The organism is Cyanobium sp. ATX 6A2, from assembly GCF_024346355.1.
Taxonomy (GTDB): domain Bacteria; phylum Cyanobacteriota; class Cyanobacteriia; order PCC-6307; family Cyanobiaceae; genus NIES-981.
Map to the genome: position 1 here is coordinate 35,718 of NZ_JAGQCU010000008.1, position 16,775 is coordinate 52,492.

Genomic DNA, 16,775 nt, shown 5'->3' on the forward strand with positions numbered 1-16,775 from the left:
CCGCACGATTCAGGAGCTGCTCGGCCACAGTGAGGTCAAAACCACAATGATCCATACCCATCTGCTGAACCGAGGGCCGACAGGAGTGCGCAGCCCCGCCGATCTGCTCTGACAAGCCCCAGGGTTCATCTACGCACCACGTAACAGATGATGAATCAGCAGGGGTTCCCCGAGAAGCGTTGTTAGACAACAGAAGCGAACTGCACGGGGGCCCAGAAAGCGCAGGATCTATAGCGGTACAGACTCAGCCGGCAGCCTATGCGAACTGCCGAAACACCGTTCGACCGACTCGGTACACACAGAAAGCATTCAAGTTCAAACATGACAACGCCAATTCTCGCTCCAGCGTTCTGTCAAGTTGCCTGGGTTGTCCGAGACCTTGCGGCAGCAGAGAAGTTCTTCGTTGAAACGATGGGGATCAGCCGCTTCATGCACATGGACAACCTCGCCGCAAAGGATACGGAAGGCACTTACCTCGGAAAGCCGGGTGATTGGGTTTGCAACCTTCACATCGCCTGCGCGGGGGACACCCAGATCGAATTGATCCAGCCTGTCTCGGGAGCCAGCATTTACCAGGAGTCACTTGAACTCCATGGCGACGCCGTTCAGCACGTGGCGTACTGGCTAGACGATGCAGACTATGACGCCGCAGCCGCTCACTTGGAGTCTTCAGGCTATCCCCTAATTCAGAGCTTCCGGTTGCCCATCTTACGTGTCGGCTACTATGACACGCGTCAAGTTATTGGCGTCGCAACCGAGATTCTCGGTTCCACCGAAGCGGGCCATGAGCTCAGGCGCAATCTGAAGTCTGGCAACTTCTGAGGAAATCGGGCAGCGATCTAACATTCCGATTCAGAAGGCGGATGGCGCAAGTTGCTATCCAGACTAATTCACTCCTCCCCGCTTCCGATCTGGAGCGCTAGGTTGTTACAAAATTGACAACCAGAATGCAGTGGACTATATCGAAAATCATCGGATCAAGGCAGATCTGGAAGACATCTATGAAAGCAGTTGTATACACACGATACGGAGCACCCGATGTTCTTCAACTCAAAGAAGTAGAAAAACCTGTTCCCAAGGACAATGAAGTCCTGATAAGGGTCTATGCGACATCAGTAACCACAGGGGATTGTAACGTTCGAGGCTTTACCTTTGTCCCTCCCGGGTTCGGGCCCCTCCCTCGCTTAATGCTTGGTATTAGAAAACCCAAAAGAACAATCTTGGGGGTTGAGCTAGCCGGAGAAATTGAAGCGGTGGGCAAAGATGTGACGCTATTCAAGAAAGGCGACCAAGTTTTCGGAATAGACTCAGATCGCTGGGGTGCTTATGCCGAGTATACCTGTCGGACTGAAGCTGGGGCACTGGCAATCAAGCCAGCCAATATGACCTATGATGAAGCCTCTGCAGTGCCTTTTGGGGCAGGTACCGCATTGTCTTTCCTGAGATTGGCGCATATTCAGAACGGACAAAAAGCCCTGATCATTGGCGCTTCTGGAGGGGTCGGTACCTATGCGATACAGCTTGCCAAGTACTATGGGGCAGAAGTCACCGGGGTATGCAGTACCAAGAACCTAGAATTGGTGAAATCCCTAGGAGCAGATCAGGTCATTGATTACACCCAAGAGGATTTCGCCAGAAACGGAGAGACCTATGACATCATTTTGGACACGGTAGCAGGCAAGTCTTCGTTTTCACGCTGTAAAGGCTCGCTAACACCAGAAGGGCTTTATCTTGCAGTGGCCGGCGGGCCGAAAGACGCGGTTAAAATGTTATAGACTTCAATAATAGGCGGCAAGAAAGTATTATTTGGCTCGGCCACTGAGAGCAAAGAAGATCTAATTTTCCTCAAAGAGCTTATTGAGGCGGGGAAGATAAAAGCAGTCATTGACCGGCGCTATCCGTTCGAACAAACTGCTGAGGCTCACAGGTATATTGATAAAGGACACAAAAAAGGAAATGTGGTCATTATTGTGAAACATAGCCTTACAATGGGTGGGGCCAACATTGCTCCGCTGCGCGGCTGAACCCGACCGTTCGCCGCGTCAACCCCTCACATCCGCTCCAGCGTGGGAATCCCCAGCAGGCCCAGGCCCAGCTTGAGGGTGTCGGCAGTGAGGCGGCAGAGGGCCAGGCGGGAGCTCCGGGCGGGCTCGTTGGCCTTCAGCACCGGCACCTGGTCGTAGAAGCGGTTGAACACCTGGCTGAGCTCGAACAGGTAGCTGCAGAGGCGGTTTGGCAGCAGCTCCTCCTCCACTTCAGCAATCACCGCATCGAGCTTGAGCAGCTCGCGGATCAGGGCCCATTCCTGGGGTTCGCTGAACTGCAGGTCGCCGCTGGCAGCCGCCATGTCGCCACCCCTGCGGGCGATGCCGGCGATGCGCACCACCGCATACAGCAGATAGGGCGCCGTGTTGCCGCTGAGGGCCAGCATGCGATCAAAGCTGAACTGGTAGTTGGTGATCCGGTTGGTGGAGAGGTCGGCATACTTCACCGCCGCCAGCCCCACGGTGGTGGCCACCTGCTGGATGAAGGCGTCCCCTTCCGTGCGCTCCTCGTCCGCCAGTCGGCGGCGCAGGTCGGCTTCGGCGCGCTCCACCGCCTCATCAAGCAGGTCCCTGAGGCGCACCGTGTCACCGGAGCGGGTTTTGAGCTTCTTACCGTCGTCGCCCTGCACCAGCCCGAAGGGCACATGGTTGACACTGGTGCCCTCGGGAATCCAGCCGGCGCGGCGGGCCACCTGGAACACACCGGCGAAGTGGCTGGCCTGGCCGGCGTCGGTCACGTAGATCACCCGCCCGGCGCCGTCGCCCTCGGGCGCGGGGGCGAAGCGATAGCGGATCGCCGCCAGGTCGGTGGTGGCGTAGTTGAAGCCGCCATCGCGCTTCTGCACGATCAGCGGCAAGGGCTTGCCGTCCTTGCCGCTCACCCCCTCGAGAAACACGCACCCGGCGCCGTCGTCCACCACCAGCAGCCCGGCGGCGCGCAGGTCGTTCACCACCGCCTGCAGGTGGGGGTTGTAAAACGACTCGCCGCGCTCACTGAGGGCAATGTCGAGCCGGCCGTAGATCGTCTGAAACTCGCGCCGGCTCTGGTCGCAGAGCAGGCGCCAGGCCTTGAGCGACACCGGGTCACCGCCCTGCAGCTTCACCACCTCCTCACGCGAGGCGGCCTGGAAGGCTTCGTCGGCGTCGAAGCGGGCCTTGGCCTGGCGGTAGAAGGCCACCAGATCGCCCAGATCCACCGCATCGGCCGTGTCGAGGGCCTCGGGTGCCACCTGCTTGAGGTGGGTGATCAGCATCCCAAACTGGGTGCCCCAGTCGCCCACGTGGTTGAGCCGCAGCACCGGGTGGCCGCGGAACTCCAGCACCCGCGCCAGGCAGTCGCCGATGATCGTGGAGCGCAGGTGCCCCACGTGCATCTCCTTGGCGATGTTGGGGCTGGAGAAGTCCACCACCACCGGCGCCCCGTCCCGCCCGGCCCCGGTCCCTGCCTCGGCCACCCGCGGCACTCCCAGGCGCGGATCGCCCAGCCGCGCCGCCACCTCGGCACAGAGCCGCTCGGGCCTCAGGGTGAGGTTGATGAAGCCCGGGCCGGCGATCACCGGATCCAGGCACAGCTCCGCGAAGGAGGGATCGGCCTTGAGCTGCACCACGATCGCCTGGGCGATCTGGCGGGGCGGCTGGCCCAGGGGCTTGGCCAGGGGCAGGGCGCCGTTGGCCTGGAAGTCGCCGAATTCGGGCTTGCTGGCAGGCGCCAGCTGGGGGTCGAGGGGAACGCCCGACTGCCGGGCCTCGGCCGTTGCCTCTGGGAACGCCCGCTCCATCGCTGCCTGCAGCTGGCCGTTCAGGGCATCGAGGACGGAAAGCATGGCGGGGACGGGCCGGAGGGGCGACGGACTCAGCCCAGGATCATCCTTCGGCCCTGTGCCCGGGGTGTGCAGCCCAGACGCTGGCAACACCTGCAGGCAAGCCATGACGTTAGGAGTGGGCGGCATGAACCCACACCTTCATCTCCATGAGGTTGACGGGTCCAAACTGATTGGCGAGCGCAACATCAGCTGCGTCCCTGCCGTAGGCAATCGCAATACGGTTGCCTCTTGGCTGAGCCTGCGTGGCATCAAATGTATACCATCGACCTCCCACAAAGGCTTCGAACCAGGCATGGAGGTCCATCGGTTCAAGCTGGTACAGATAACCAACAACCATCCGAGCCGGAATACTCAGGCTGCGGCAGAGGGCAATGCCCAGATGGACAAAGTCACGGCAGACACCAACGCGCGTATGGACTGTATCCAGGGCGGAGGTTGAGGCGCTGCTGGTGCCATAGCAATACTCAATATTGGCATGAATCCAGCCGCGAATGGCTTCAGCCTGGTCGTAGCCAAGCTCTTGGCCCTCCACCATCGTCTGCGCAAGCTCATCCAGCAGATCAGACTGGCAGTAGCGGCTGGGCAGCAGAAAGGGCAGGACAAATTCAGGCAGCGCATGCACGGGTACGAAAGCAGCCCCAGGCGCTGTGTCGATGCAATCGGAGGTGTCCACAGTGACGGTACTTTCAATTTGAAAGCGACCTGGATTGACCAGCAGGCGCTGACAGAAATTGCCATTGCTGTCGATGAAGTCAGCAGCAACCGTGTCGGGTTCGTATTCATTGCCCTCACGCACAACCCGTTGTCCCGGGCCGCTGCGAGGACGCAGCATCAGGATCAGCGCCGCAGGACCGGTGGCCTCAAACAGAAGTTGGCAACCTGCATGGAGACGCATATCTCTGCTGTGGTGCTGGCGCCCAACCGATACTGACAGCCGCCGTGGCACTGGCTGACAGTCCGGCAGGACCTGCGGCGAAGGACCTCGTCATCCTGGCTTGAATTCTCCACAGCAGCAGGTGTGCAACAAATCGCTAGGCAACCCACACGCCAGTTGGGGACTGGGTTTTCCGCGGTGCCGGCGAAGCTGCCGGCAGGAGCAGCAGCGCCGCTTGGACAGAGCGCAGTGACATGCCTAGGTTTTTATTGGAAGGCCTATCGAGACGTCATGAAGAGCTTTGTAATGAGGAATCTTGTGCTCGCTTTTGCATTAGCAGCGATCTTCAGCTCACAGCTCTTGTCATGGCCTGCCATGGCAGCGTCTGACTACTCTTCCTACAGCCCTATCACACTGAGTACCATGTCTAACCGAGCCGACGCAAAAGCCAAAGAAGCAGAAGGTCGCCTTGAATCAGCTTATGGCGACCTCACCGGCGATACCGGACACCAGATCCAAGGCAAAGCCAAACAAGTGCAGGGATCAGCCATGAACGCGGCAGAAGACCTTAAGGCGGGAGCCAAGTCAGCGGCCCAAAAAGTCGCTGATGCTGCCGACCGACTGGCCGACAAAATCGACTGATTGATCCCTTTGCAATCTGGAGAATCACGATGCTCAAAACGAGCATTGTTCTGCTGGTTGTGCTCTGGCTACTTGGCCTGGTCACTTCGACATCACTAGGCGGCTTGATTCACCTCCTCCTTGTGATTGCCGTGATCATTATCGTCTTTCGGCTCATCAGTGGTAGGCGAGCCTGAACAGAGGAACAGTGCCGTGCCTGAGGCTGGTTGGGGAGGCCGACTCTCTCCGCACGGTGGCCCTCAGGCCGCGGTGACCTTCAGGGTCCGTTGATACGCTACATGGCTCCAATTATTCACGATCCAAAATCAGCCCATGGACCTTATTTCACTCATCGTCACGCTCATCGTCATTGGCGTGCTGTTGTGGCTCGTCAATAGCTACATCCCGATGGATCACAAGATCAAGCGAATCCTGAACATCGTGGTTGTTGTCGCGGTGGTTGTCTGGCTTCTCAACGTTCTCGGACTGATGGATTCGATTCGAGGCGTCCGAGTGGGGAATTAGGTAGGCCCCTCAGCTTCGGCCCAGCCCGTCGGGCTTGTGAGCGGTGGGATCCGTGATGTCCAGTCGTGGGTGGCGTCGATGGGCTGGATCAGGCGGTCTGGAGCAGGAGGGCAGGGCGCGCATGCGCCGCCCACAGTGGGCGGAAGCCGGCTGGACCCTGCACCGATCAGCGGGCGTCACGACGCATCGCACCAGCCAGCATCCCTTGCCAGCCCAGGGCTTTCAGCGATGAACACAACGAATGCGGGCGGAAACGCGGGTTGACAGGATTGTGGTTCCATGGTGTGGTGGATGAAGCATAAGAAAGGTGCGTCTGTTTACTGGCAATCCTTCACGTCCTTCCGAGTGATGCCGCAGATAGCATCATGCGCTCGACGAGGGTTGCCCGAAAAGACACAGAAAGCATGGTTAATCAACTTCAACAGCGCTTAATCGAAGACCAGAAACACTCCGCGCCAGAGCTCGACCCAACCCCGGGCAGAAGCAAGTTCGTGCTGGTGTATCACCGTTCCCCCTACGACGACCACGTTGATGCCAGCGGTTGTCGTGAGTGGGTGGATCAGAAGAGCCCCAATGGCATCATCCCCACCCTGCGCAACCTCTTCCGCGAGGAGCGCTCGGGCACCTGGATCTCATGGCGGGAAGATCCCGAAGCCGCCACCCCCGACGAGCGCGACAGCATCGACAAGGACGGCCTCTGCTTCAACCTGCGCCGCCTGCCACTGACCCAGGAGCAGATCTCCAGCTTCTACCACGTCACCTCCAAGGAGTCGTTCTGGCCGATCCTGCACAGCTTTCCTGGGCTGTTCAGTGTGGACAACTCCGATTGGCCCATCTTCGAGGAAGTGAACCGCTCCTTTGCCCGCGCCGCCTGTGAGGAAGCCGCGCCGGGGGCAACGATCTGGGTGCACGATTACAACCTCTGGCTGACGCCCGGTTACATCCGCGAACAGCGGCCCGATGTGCGCATCGCCTTCTTCCACCACACGCCGTTTCCCTCCAACGACGTGTTCAGCATCCTGCCCTGGCGGGACGCGATTCTCGACAGCCTGCTGAGCTGCGATCTGGTGGGGTTCCACATTCCCCGCTACGCCAACAACTTCGCCCGCAACGCCATGAACCTGCGCGGTGTGAAGGGAGCCGAGCCGATCCCGGTGGATGGCAAGTTCCGCCGCGTGGGCTGCGCCCTGGCCGAACCCACCGCCGTGCCCTGGCTGGAGCACGAGGGCCGCAAGGTGCACCTGCTGTCCTCGCCGGTGGGCACCTCACCCCAGACCCTGCGCGACATCGCCGCCAGCGCTGAGGTGCGCACTCTGGCCGCCCAGATCTCCGAGCAGCACAGCGAACGCAAGTTGATCCTCTCGGCCTCTCGGGTCGACTACACCAAGGGCAACGAGGAGATGCTGCTGGCCTACGAGCGGCTGCTGGAGCAGCATCCCGACTGGCACGGCCGGGTGGAACTGTTCCTGGCCTGCGTGGCCGCCGCCACCGGCATGCGCATCTACGAGGACATCCAGCGCTCGGTGGAGGAGATCGTGGGCCGCATCAACGGCCGCTTCGGCCGCATCGACTGGACTCCCATCCGCCTCTCGACGCTGCGGGTGCCCTACGAGGAATTGCTGGCCTGGTTCAGCGAGGCCGATGTGTGCTGGATCACCCCCCTGCGGGACGGCCTCAACCTGGTGGCCAAGGAATACATCGCCGTGCGCCAGGGCCGCGGTGGCGCCCTGGTGCTCTCGGAGTTCACCGGCGTTTCAGTGGAACTGGAGCAGGCCCTGCTCACCAATCCCTACTCCCACCGCAGCATGGATGCGGCGATCCTGGCGGCCCTGGAGATGCCCGAGCAGGAGCAGCGTGAGCGCATGGCCGCCATGGCCAGCACGGTGGACACGTTCACGGTGCAGCACTGGGCCGAGGAACAGCTGGGAGCCCTGCGGGCGCTTTGAGGGGCGGGTTGAGGGGGCGGCTGGCGGCCATCGGGCTGGGGCTGACTCTGGCCCTGGCGATCGGCCTGCTGAGCTGGGCCTGGGCCCGGCCCGCGGCCGTGGTGCGGGTGCTGATGCCCGCTCCCTTCGCCGATGCCACTGCCGATCTGGTGGCCGCCTTCAACGGCCGCCACCGGGATGTGCGCATCGCCGTCACCCGCGGGCCGTTCGAGACCGACGCGGTGTCGGACCTGGCGATCAGCAGCCTGCTGCTGGGGGACAGCCCCTACGACCTGCTGCTGATGGACGTGACCTGGACGGCCAAGTACGCCGCCGCCGGCTGGCTGCAGCCGCTGGATCCCTGGCTTGGAGCGGAGGCCCTCGAACCACTGGTGAGCGGTGCCCGCGCCGGCAACCGCATCGACGGCCGCCTCTACAGGCTGCCGCTGGTGGCCGACATGGGCCTGCTCTATTGGCGCACCGACCTGATGGAGGCGCCGCCCCGCACCCCCGACGAGCTGGTGGCGATCTCCAGGCGCCTGCAGGAGCAGGGCCGGGTGCGCTGGGGCTATGTGTGGCAGGGCCGCCAGTACGAGGGGCTGAGCTGCGTGTTCCTGGAGCTGATCGCCGGCTTCGGCGGCCACTGGGGCCCCACGGCCCAGGCCAGCGGCGAGCAGGGCTTCGGGCTGGCCGGCCCCGCCGCGGCCCGGGCAGCGGGCTGGCTGCAGCAGCTGGTGCGCGAGGGCATCAGCCCCCAGGCGGTGGCCAACTTCGCCGAACCCGAGGCCCTGCAGAGCTTCGAGGCGGGGGAGGCTGCCTTCCTGCGCAACTGGCCCTATGCCTGGCAGGAACTGCAGCGCGAGGGCAGCGCCGTGGCCGGCAAGGTGGGCATCGCCACCATGGTGGCCGAGCCGGGCGAGCCCCATGCCGCCACCCAGGGCAGCTGGGGGTTCTCGCTGCTCACGGGCACCCCCCACCCGGAAGCGGCCGTGCAGGTGCTGCAGGCGCTCACCGGTGACGCCAGCCAGCGCCAGCTGGTAACCCGCTACGGCTACACGCCCACGCTCACCGCCCTGTTCGACGACCCGGAGCTGGTGGCCGAACGGCCGCTGCTGCCCCAGCTGCGCCAGGCCCTGGAGCAGGCGGTGCTGCGGCCGCTGAATCCCGGCTACGCCCAGCTCAGCGACATCCTCCAGCGCCAGCTCAGCGCCCTGATCACCGGCCGCGGCGACCCCGCCCTGGCCATGGCCAGGGCGGGCCGCGAGAGCGATCTGCTGCTGCGCGCCAGCGGCCAGGGCCTGGCCCCGCGGCCCCAGGAGGTGAGCCCGTGAGCGGTCTGCTGCTGATGGCCCCGGCCCTGCTGCTGCTGCTGGCGGTGTTCGTGTGGCCGCTGCTCGACTACGCCTGGCTGAGCCTGCAGGCCCAGTCGGTGTTCACGGGCCTGGAGCAGGTGCCGGTGGGCACGCTCAACTGGCAGCGGCTGCTGGCCGACGGCCGCTTCTGGCAGGACGCCTGGCAGACGCTGCGCTTCGCGGTCGTGTCGGTGGCACTCGAGCTGGTGGCGGGCCTGGCGATCGCCCTGCTGCTGCATCAGCGCTGGCGCGGCCGGGGGGTGGCGCGCAGCCTGGCGCTGCTGCCCTGGGCCCTGCCCACCACCGTGATGGCCCTGGGCTGGCGCTGGATCTTCAACGATCCCTACGGACCGATCAACGGCCTGCTGCAGCTGCTGGGACTGGCCACGGTGCCCTTCCTGGCCGCCCCGGAGCTGGCCTGGCTGGCCACGGTGGTGGCCGACGTCTGGAAGACCACCCCGTTCGTGGCCCTGCTGCTGCTGGCCGGCCTGCAGATGATCCCTCACGACCTCTACGAGGCCTTCGCGCTGGAGGGCGGCACCCCCTGGCAGGGCCTGTGGCGCATCACCGTGCCCCTGCTGCGCCCCTACATCTTCATCGTGCTGCTGTTCCGCCTGGCCCAGGCCCTGGGGGTGTTCGACCTGATCGCCGTGCTCACCGGCGGCGGTCCGGCGAGCAGCACCGAGAGCCTGGCGGTGTATGCCTATCTCAACGCCATGCGCTTCCTCGACTTCGGCTACAGCGCCACGGTGATGCTGGGGATGTTCCTGTTGCTGCTGGCCGGAGCGGCGGCGCTGCTGCTCTGGCGCCGGCACACGGAGGTGCGCGCATGAGGGTGTCCACCCGCGCGGGCCTGGTGGCCCTTTTGCTGCTCTGGAGCCTGGGGCCGATGCTCTGGCAGCTCTACACCTCCCTGCGCACCCCCGAGGCCCTGCTGGCCAGCGCCGGCGGCCTGGGCGGCGGCTGGACCCTGGCCAACTACGGGGCCGTGCTCAGCGGTGATCCGCCCTTCTGGCGCTACCTGCTCAACAGCACCGTGGTGGGCGCGCTCAGCACCCTGCTCACCCTGGCGCTGGCGATTCCCTGCGCCTATGCCCTCAGCCGCCGCGGCGGCCTGCTGCGCCTGCTGGTGGGCGGCGGACTGCTGGCGGCGGCGGTGTTCCCCTACGTGCTGCTGTTCCTGGCCCTGCTGCAGGTGGCCCGCCAGCTCGGCCTGGCCAACAACCTGCTGGCCCTCTGCCTGCCCTACGCCGGGCTGCAGCTGCCGCTGGCAGTGCTGCTGCTGCAGGCCGCCTTCGCCGAGCTGCCGCCGGAACTGGAGGAGAGCGCGCTGCTGGAGGGCTTCAGCCTCTGGCAGCGGCTGCGCTGGATCCTGCTGCCGCTGATGGGGCCGGCGGTGGTGAGCACGGGCCTGCTGGTGTTCCTGTTCAGCTGGAACGAATTCCCGATCGCCCTCACCTGGATCAGCCGCAGCGAACTGCTCACCCTGGCCCCGGCGATGGCACGGATCGCCGGCTCCTCGGTGTACACCGTGCCCTACGGGGCCTTCGCCGCGGCCACGGTGCTTGGCAGCGTGCCCCTGCTGGCCCTGCTGCTGCTGTTCCAGCGGCAGATCGTGGCCGGCCTCACCCAGGGAGCGATCAAGGGATGACCAACACCAGCGACCCCGCGACGGCCACGGCCAAGGAGCACACCACCGCCACCAGCCTGCGGCTGGAGGGGCTTTGCCGCCGCATCGGCGGCCGTCCCATTCTCGACGGCATCACGCTCGAGGTGGCCGCCGGCGAGTGCCTGGCCCTGCTGGGTCCCAGCGGCTGCGGCAAGAGCACCGTGCTGCGGGTGATCGCCGGCCTCGACCCCTGCGACGGCGGCCGCATTGTGCTCGACGGCCGCGACATCACCGAGCAGAAGCCCGCCCGGCGCCGGGTGGCGATGGTGTTCCAGAGCTACGCCCTCTACCCCCATCTGAGCGTGGAGCGCAACCTCAGCCTGGGGATGGAGCTGCGCGGGGTGGCTCCCGAGCAGCGCGAGCGGGAGCTGGCGGCGGTGCTGGAGCTGCTGCAGCTCAGCGCCCTGCGCCGGCGCCGCCCGGCGGAGCTCTCCGGGGGCCAGCGCCAGCGGGTGGCCCTGGCCCGGGCGCTGCTGCGCAAGCCCCAGTTGATGCTGCTCGATGAGCCGATGAGCAACCTCGATGCCCAGCTGCGCGAGGAGCTGCGGCCCCAGCTGCGGGCGATCCTCTGTGGCGGCCGGGCCCCGGCGATCTACGTGACCCACGACCAGCAGGAGGCCATGGGCATCGCCGATCGCATCGCCGTGCTCGAGGACGGCCGCCTGCAGCAGTGCGGCACGCCCCAGGAGCTCTACCACCACCCCGCCAACCTGTTCGTGGCCGGCTTCATCGGCCGCCCGCAGATCAACCTGCTGCCCCGCGCCGACGGCACCGTGGTGGGCATCCGGCCCGAGCACCTGAAGGCCGTGAGCAGCGGCGGCCTGCCGGTGCGGGTGCTCAACCGGGAATGGCACGGCGCCAGCCAGCTGCTGCTGCTGGAGAGTGAGCAGGGGCCGCTGCGCTGGACCTGTGACGGCAACCAGGCATTGGGCGACGGCCTGCGCCTGGACTGGGAGCGCCGCCACGAGCACCGCTTTCAGCAGGCCAGCGGCGAGCGCTGCTGAGGCCACCTGCACCGAGCCCGCCAGCGCGGTTGGCAGCGTCAGCCGTTTTGCTTAGACCAGATCCGTGAATCGCAACCGCAACGCGCCGATGCCAGACCAGCCCAGGCACTGGTGGGAAGGATGCGTGATCTACCAGCTGATGCCGCGCAGCTTCAACGACGCCAGCGGCGACGGCATCGGGGATCTGACCGGCATCACCACCCGCCTCCCCTATCTGGAGTGGCTGGGGATCGACGCCATCTGGCTGACGCCGATCTACCCCTCACCGCTGCGGGACGGGGGTTACGACATCACCGACTTCACGGCGATCCACCCCGACCTGGGCAACCTCAACGACCTGGAGCAGCTGATCGAGCAGGCCCACGCCCGCGGGATCCGCGTGATCCTCGATCTGGTGCTCAACCACACCAGCGTGCTGCACCCCTGGTTCCAGCGGGCGCGCTGGGCCCCCCCCGGCAGCAGCGAGCGCGACTTCTACGTGTGGCGCGATCACGACCGCGGCTACCCGGAGGCACCGGTGCTGTTCCGCCACTTCGAGGAGTCGAACTGGGAGTGGGACGCTGTGGTGCGCCAGTACTACCTGCACCGCTTCCTGCGCCACCAGCCCGACCTCAACTACGCCAATCCGGCGGTGCAGACGGCCATGCTCGACGTGGTGGACTTCTGGCTGGAGCGGGGGGTGGACGGCTTCCGCCTCGATGCCGTGCCCTTCCTGTTCGAGGAGGAGGGCAGTCGCTGTGAGGGCCTGCCCGAAACCCACGCCTTCCTGCAGCGGGTGCGCCAGCAAGTGGAGTCCTGCGGCCGCGACGTGCTGCTGCTGGCCGAGGCGATTCAGCCGGTGATCGAATCGGCTCCCTATCTGGGCGAGGGCGAGCTGCACGCCGCCTTCGACTTCGTGCTCACCGCCCAGCTGTTCGCGGCCCTGGCCCATGGCCAGGTGGACGACCTGCGTGCCTGCCTGGCCCATGCCCAGGAGCTGGTGCCGGGCTGCCGCTGGGCCCTACCCCTGCGCAACCACGACGAGCTCTGGCTGGGCGATGGCCACCTGGTGGAGGAGTCGGTGATCGAGACGATCCGCGCGGGCTTCCCCAACGGCGAGGGGCACTGGCTGAACTGGGGCATCAACCGGCGCCTGGCGCCCCTGCTCAACGGCGATCCCCGCCCCAACACCCTGCTGCACGCCCTGCTCTACAGCCTGCCGGGGCTGCCCTGCCTCTACTACGGCGACGAGCTGGGCATGGGCGACTGGCCGGGGTTGCGCGACCGCGACCCCAACCGCACACCGATGGCCTGGAATGGCGATCGCAACGGCGGCTTCTCCAGTGCCCCAGAGCCGCTGCTGGTGCTGCCGCCGATCACCGCCCCCGGCTACGACTACCGCGTGGTGAACGTGGAGGTGCAGCAGCAGCTCTCCGGTTCACTGCTCAACTGGCACCGCCGCATGCTCACCAGCCGGCGGCTGCTGCCGGCCCTGCGCCACGGCGATTTCAGCCTGTTGCCCAGCGACCACCCCAGTGTGCTCTGCTACGCCCGCAGCAGCGCCAGCATGACCCTGGTGATCGCCGCGAACGTGTCGGGCGCCGGCGCCGCCACCCGCCTCGACCTCAGCCCCTGGGAGGGCAGCCAGGTGCGGGAGGTGCTCTGGGGCTGCGAGTTTCCCAGGGCCAGTGCCGACTGGTTCGTGTACCTGCCGGCCTACGGCTTCTTCTGGTGGCTGGTGCGCAGCGAAGACAGTCGGGTAGACAGTGCGGACACCCCTGAGGCGCCCCAGGCTGTCAGCCGCAGGGCTGGGACTCCCGGCTCCGCTCCAGCTCCTGCAGCAGCAGCACCCGCACCGGCTCGCAAAGACGCTCGGCCTCGGCCCGATCCACAAAGCCCAGCCGGCAGCGACGCTCCAGCACGTCGGCCGGCTCGCGGGCCCACTCGTGGCGGGCGGCGTGGCGCACCTCGGCAGCGGTGAGGGGAATCGCGGCACTGAGGGGCTCCAGTTCGGCGGCTGAGGTGGCGCAGGCCAGCACCGCCTCAGCCGCCAGGCCGTGGCCGGCCAGCAGGTGGGCCACCAGGGCGGGGGCATGGCGCTGCAGCAGGGTCTGCTCCAGCAGCGCCAGCTGCTCGCGGGTGCTGGGACCATCGGCCACCGCCCCGTGGATCGGCGTGGCGGCCTGGGGCTCCGGCAGGGGCCTGCCCAGCTGCTCGGCCACCGCCGCCAGGGCGTCGAGGGCCATGGGCCGGCAGGTGGTCCACTTCCCGCCCATCAGGCTCACCAGCCCGCAGGGCAGGGTTTCCACGGCGTGCTCGCGCACGATGCCGGCCGTGCCCCCGGCCTCGCCGGCCTCCGGCAGCAGCAGGGGGCGTCCGCCGGCCCAGCGGCTGGCCACCGCCGGCTCCCCGTGGGCCGGGAACCAGCGCCGCACGTAGTCGAGCAGGTAGGCCTCCTCGGCGGCGCTGGGGGTTTCGGCCGCCTCCCCGGCACAGGCGGTGTCGGTGGTGCCCACCAGGGTGCGGCCATGGAAGGGCAGCACGAACAGCACCCGGCCGTCATCGGTGGAGGGCACCAGCAGGCCGGTGCCACCGGGGCAGAGATCGGCCTCCAGCACCAGGTGCACCCCGCGGCTCACCTGCAGCCGGGGCGCCACGTCGGGCTGGGCCAGGCGGCGGATGGTGTCGGCGCCGATGCCGGTGGCGTTCACCACCGCCGCCGCCTCGAGCCGCTGGCTGCCGCCATCCGGCAGCTGCAGCACCGCGCCATTGAGCCGCCCAGCCCCGTTGCGCAGCAGCTCGATCACCGGCGTGTGGGTCCACACCCGCACCCCCAGGCCGGCGGCGGTGCGGGCCAGCAGCAGGTTGAGGCGGGCGTCATCGAACTGGCCGTCGCTGTAGGCCACCCCGCCGTGGCCGGGGGCGAGCTGGGGCAGGCTCCGGCTCACCTCCGCCGCCGACACGCAGCGGCTGGCGCCGATGCTGCGCCGGCCCGCCAGGGCGTCGTAGAGGGCCAGGCCGATGCCGTAGTAGAGCTTGGCGGTCGGCTGGCGGGTGGGCAGCAGGAGTTCCAGACGCCGGGCCAGGAACGGCGCCGCCTCCAGCCAGTGACCGCGCTCGGCCAGCGCCTCACGCACGAGCAGCAGCTGGCGCCGATCAAAGCGGCGGAAGGCCAGCTCCAGGTAGCGGACCCCGCCGTGCAGCAGCTTGGTGCTGCGGCTGCTGGTGCCGCTGGCGATGTCGCGGCCCTCCACCAGCGCCACCGAGAGGCCGCGCCGGGCCGCCTCGAAGGCGATCGAGGCGCCACTGGCACCGGCACCGATCACCAGCAGGTCGAAGCGGGGCGTGGGGTCGTTGGCAGTCATCAGGGCTGGGGAGCGGTGGTGCTGGCGGTGCTGGGGGCAGCGGCTGTGCTGGGGGCAGCGGAGGTGTGCCAGGTGAGGCTGCGGCGCAGCGCCTCCTGCCAGCGGCCCAGCCAGCGCTCCCGTTCGGCCGCGCCCAGCTGGGGCTGGAAGCGGCTGGCCGGCTCCTCGCCGGGAACCTGGCGCCAGGCCGCCAGATCCGCCACCAATCCCGCCTGCCTAGCGGCCAGCAGGGCCACACCGCGACTGGTGCTCTCGAGATCCGCACGCCGCCGCACCACCAGCCCGGTGGCGTCGGCCTGGGCCTGCAGCAGCAGATCGGCCGCCGCCGCACCTCCATCGGCGGCCAGCTGGGCCAGGGGGGTGCCCATCGCCTCGCTGGCCAGCTGCACCAGGGTGGCCACCGCCAGGGCGATGCCCTCCAGGGACGCCCGCGCCAGCTGGGCGGCGTCGGTGTCGCGGGTGATGCCGATCAGCAGCCCCCGGGCCAGGGGATCCCAGTGGGGGGTGCCCCAGCCGGTGAAGGCCGGCACCAGCATCAGGCCGCTGCGGGCCGGCGCGCTGCTGGCCAGGGCATTCACCTGATCGGCCTGCTCGATCACCCCCAGCCCGTCGCGCAGCCACTGGATCACGGTGCCGGCGTTCATCAGGCTGCCCTCGAGGCAGTAGGTGGCCCGGCCGTCGGCGTCGGGCCAGCCGTAGGTGCTGAGCAGGCCCTGGCTGGAGCGGCGGATCTCCCGGCCGGTGTTGATCACCAGGAAGGCGCCGGTGCCGTAGGTGCACTTGGCCTCGCCCACCGCCAGGCAGCTCTGGCCCAGGGTGGCGGCCTGCTGATCGCCGAGCATGGCGGTGATCGGCACCCCGGCGAAGGGCAGGCCGGCGGCGATCGTCCCGAAGTCGGCGGCGCTGGGCAGCAGTTCGGGCAGAAGGGCCTGGGGCACCCCCAGGGCCTCGCAGAGCAGCCCGTCCCAGCGGGCCGACTCCAGGTCCATCAGCAGGGTGCGGCTGGCGTTGCTGCGCTCGCTGGCATGGCGGCGGCCGCCGGTGAGCTGCCAGAGCAGCCAGCAGTCCACCGTGCCGAAGGCCAGGTCACCGGAGCTGGCCGCCGCTGCGGCCCCGTGCTCGCGCAGCTGCCACACGATCTTGCTGGCGGAGAAGTAGGGATCGGCCAGCAGGCCGGTGCGCTGGCGCAGCAGCGGCTCGAGCCCCTCGCGCTTCCACTGCGCGCAGATCGCCGCCGTGCGGCCGTCCTGCCACACGATCGCCGGGCCGATCGGCTCGCCGCCGGCCCGGCGCCAGAGCAGGGTGGTTTCACGCTGGTTGGCGATGCCGCAGGCGGCCACGGCGCGCCGCTGCTCGGGGCTGAGCAGCTGCTCCAGGGCGGCCATCGCCTGCAGCTGGCTCTGCCAGATCGCCGCGCCGTCCTGCTCCACCCAGCCGTCGGCGGGGTAGCGGCTGGCCAGGGGGGCACTGCAACTCTGCAGCCGCCGGCCGCTGCTGTCGAGCAGGGCCGCCCGGGAGCTGGTGGTGCCCTGATCCAGGGTGAGCAGCAACGGCTGGGTCATGGGCTGGCATCCATGGCGAGGGTCCCTGAGT

At 67.2% G+C, this 16,775-nt stretch carries 14 protein-coding genes and 2 pseudogenes; 12 read left to right on the top strand and 4 right to left on the bottom strand.

The window, feature by feature from the left end; translation table 11 throughout:
* Window positions 1-16: 16 nt before the first annotated feature.
* The 3 genes and pseudogenes from KBY96_RS08985 (at window position 17) to KBY96_RS08995 (ending at window position 2,024) form a co-directional block, all read left to right on the top strand.
* Window positions 17-112 carry a hypothetical protein gene (locus tag KBY96_RS08985; RefSeq protein ID WP_315859486.1) on the top strand — a complete coding sequence of 32 codons (96 nt, stop codon included), beginning with the start codon at window positions 17-19 and terminating at the stop codon, window positions 110-112.
* A 146-nt stretch (window positions 113-258) separates the two neighbouring features.
* Complete coding sequence (locus KBY96_RS08990) at window positions 259-822, top strand: VOC family protein (RefSeq protein ID WP_254979021.1); 564 nt, start codon at window positions 259-261, stop codon at window positions 820-822.
* A 179-nt stretch (window positions 823-1,001) separates the two neighbouring features.
* Window positions 1,002-2,024 (top strand): annotated as a pseudogene (locus KBY96_RS08995) (NAD(P)-dependent alcohol dehydrogenase).
* A 26-nt stretch (window positions 2,025-2,050) separates the two neighbouring features.
* On the opposite strand, the gene argS reads toward KBY96_RS08995, so the two are convergent.
* Window positions 2,051-3,868: an arginine--tRNA ligase gene (argS, locus tag KBY96_RS09000; RefSeq protein WP_254979022.1), complete on the bottom strand. Its 1,818-nt coding sequence runs from the start codon at window positions 3,866-3,868 to the stop codon at window positions 2,051-2,053.
* A 109-nt stretch (window positions 3,869-3,977) separates the two neighbouring features.
* The gene (locus KBY96_RS09005; protein WP_254979023.1) at window positions 3,978-4,700 is read right to left on the bottom strand and encodes a transglutaminase family protein; all 723 of its coding nucleotides are present in this window, start codon (window positions 4,698-4,700) and stop codon (window positions 3,978-3,980) included.
* Window positions 4,701-4,940: 240 nt separating this feature from the next.
* On the opposite strand from KBY96_RS09005, the gene KBY96_RS09010 reads away from it, so the two are divergent.
* From KBY96_RS09010 to KBY96_RS09050, 9 genes are all read left to right on the top strand, one after another.
* A complete protein-coding gene (locus KBY96_RS09010; protein ID WP_254979024.1) occupies window positions 4,941-5,384 on the top strand; it encodes a CsbD family protein in 444 nt (147 codons plus the stop codon).
* 29 nt (window positions 5,385-5,413) lie between these two features.
* Window positions 5,414-5,560 (top strand): lmo0937 family membrane protein, encoded by a 147-nt coding sequence (locus KBY96_RS09015; RefSeq protein WP_254979025.1) that lies wholly within the window; start codon window positions 5,414-5,416, stop codon window positions 5,558-5,560.
* Window positions 5,561-5,696: 136 nt separating this feature from the next.
* Window positions 5,697-5,888, top strand: coding sequence for a Thivi_2564 family membrane protein (locus KBY96_RS09020; protein WP_254979026.1), 192 nt, complete (start codon window positions 5,697-5,699; stop codon window positions 5,886-5,888).
* A gap of 497 nt (window positions 5,889-6,385) precedes the next feature.
* The gene (gene ggpS, locus KBY96_RS09025; protein ID WP_396122309.1) at window positions 6,386-7,834 is read left to right on the top strand and encodes a glucosylglycerol-phosphate synthase; all 1,449 of its coding nucleotides are present in this window, start codon (window positions 6,386-6,388) and stop codon (window positions 7,832-7,834) included.
* 8 nt (window positions 7,835-7,842) lie between these two features.
* Window positions 7,843-9,144 (top strand): ABC transporter substrate-binding protein, encoded by a 1,302-nt coding sequence (locus KBY96_RS09030; protein WP_254979028.1) that lies wholly within the window; start codon window positions 7,843-7,845, stop codon window positions 9,142-9,144.
* A 14-nt stretch (window positions 9,145-9,158) separates the two neighbouring features.
* On the top strand, window positions 9,159-9,998 hold the full coding sequence (locus KBY96_RS09035) for a carbohydrate ABC transporter permease (protein WP_254979107.1): 840 nt from the start codon (window positions 9,159-9,161) through the stop codon (window positions 9,996-9,998).
* Window positions 9,995-10,816: a carbohydrate ABC transporter permease gene (locus KBY96_RS09040; protein ID WP_254979029.1), complete on the top strand. Its 822-nt coding sequence runs from the start codon at window positions 9,995-9,997 to the stop codon at window positions 10,814-10,816. The genes KBY96_RS09035 and KBY96_RS09040 overlap by 4 nt, the downstream gene beginning before the upstream one ends.
* Window positions 10,813-11,838 carry an ABC transporter ATP-binding protein gene (locus KBY96_RS09045; protein ID WP_254979030.1) on the top strand — a complete coding sequence of 342 codons (1,026 nt, stop codon included), beginning with the start codon at window positions 10,813-10,815 and terminating at the stop codon, window positions 11,836-11,838. Before KBY96_RS09040 ends, KBY96_RS09045 begins: the two co-directional genes overlap by 4 nt.
* Window positions 11,839-11,926: 88 nt before the next feature.
* Window positions 11,927-13,798 carry an alpha-amylase family protein gene (locus KBY96_RS09050; RefSeq protein ID WP_254979031.1) on the top strand — a complete coding sequence of 624 codons (1,872 nt, stop codon included), beginning with the start codon at window positions 11,927-11,929 and terminating at the stop codon, window positions 13,796-13,798.
* Here KBY96_RS09050 and KBY96_RS09055 read toward each other — a convergent pair.
* Together KBY96_RS09055 and glpK are read right to left on the bottom strand one after the other, a co-directional pair.
* Window positions 13,692-15,182: pseudogene (locus tag KBY96_RS09055) on the bottom strand (FAD-dependent oxidoreductase); the annotation flags it as partial. The gene KBY96_RS09050 and the pseudogene KBY96_RS09055 sit on opposite strands and share 107 nt — an antisense overlap.
* Entirely contained in the window at window positions 15,182-16,744 is a 1,563-nt protein-coding gene (gene glpK / locus KBY96_RS09060) for a glycerol kinase GlpK (protein WP_254979032.1), read from the bottom strand. The pseudogene KBY96_RS09055 and the gene glpK, both read right to left, overlap by 1 nt.
* Window positions 16,745-16,775: the final 31 nt, after the last annotated feature.

What these genes read in the sequence shown, in the direction of transcription:
- KBY96_RS08990 (WP_254979021.1), top strand. Translation starts at nt 259, where the DNA reads ATGCGAACTGCCGAAACACCGTTCGACCGACTCGGTACACACAGAAAG.
- argS (WP_254979022.1), bottom strand. Translation starts at nt 3,868, where the DNA reads ATGCTTTCCGTCCTCGATGCCCTGAACGGCCAGCTGCAGGCAGCGATG.
- KBY96_RS09005 (WP_254979023.1), bottom strand. Translation starts at nt 4,700, where the DNA reads ATGCTGCGTCCTCGCAGCGGCCCGGGACAACGGGTTGTGCGTGAGGGC.
- KBY96_RS09015 (WP_254979025.1), top strand. Translation starts at nt 5,414, where the DNA reads ATGCTCAAAACGAGCATTGTTCTGCTGGTTGTGCTCTGGCTACTTGGC.
- KBY96_RS09020 (WP_254979026.1), top strand. Translation starts at nt 5,697, where the DNA reads ATGGACCTTATTTCACTCATCGTCACGCTCATCGTCATTGGCGTGCTG.
- KBY96_RS09035 (WP_254979107.1), top strand. Translation starts at nt 9,159, where the DNA reads ATGGCCCCGGCCCTGCTGCTGCTGCTGGCGGTGTTCGTGTGGCCGCTG.
- KBY96_RS09040 (WP_254979029.1), top strand. Translation starts at nt 9,995, where the DNA reads ATGAGGGTGTCCACCCGCGCGGGCCTGGTGGCCCTTTTGCTGCTCTGG.
- KBY96_RS09045 (WP_254979030.1), top strand. Translation starts at nt 10,813, where the DNA reads ATGACCAACACCAGCGACCCCGCGACGGCCACGGCCAAGGAGCACACC.
- KBY96_RS09050 (WP_254979031.1), top strand. Translation starts at nt 11,927, where the DNA reads ATGCCAGACCAGCCCAGGCACTGGTGGGAAGGATGCGTGATCTACCAG.
- glpK (WP_254979032.1), bottom strand. Translation starts at nt 16,744, where the DNA reads ATGACCCAGCCGTTGCTGCTCACCCTGGATCAGGGCACCACCAGCTCC.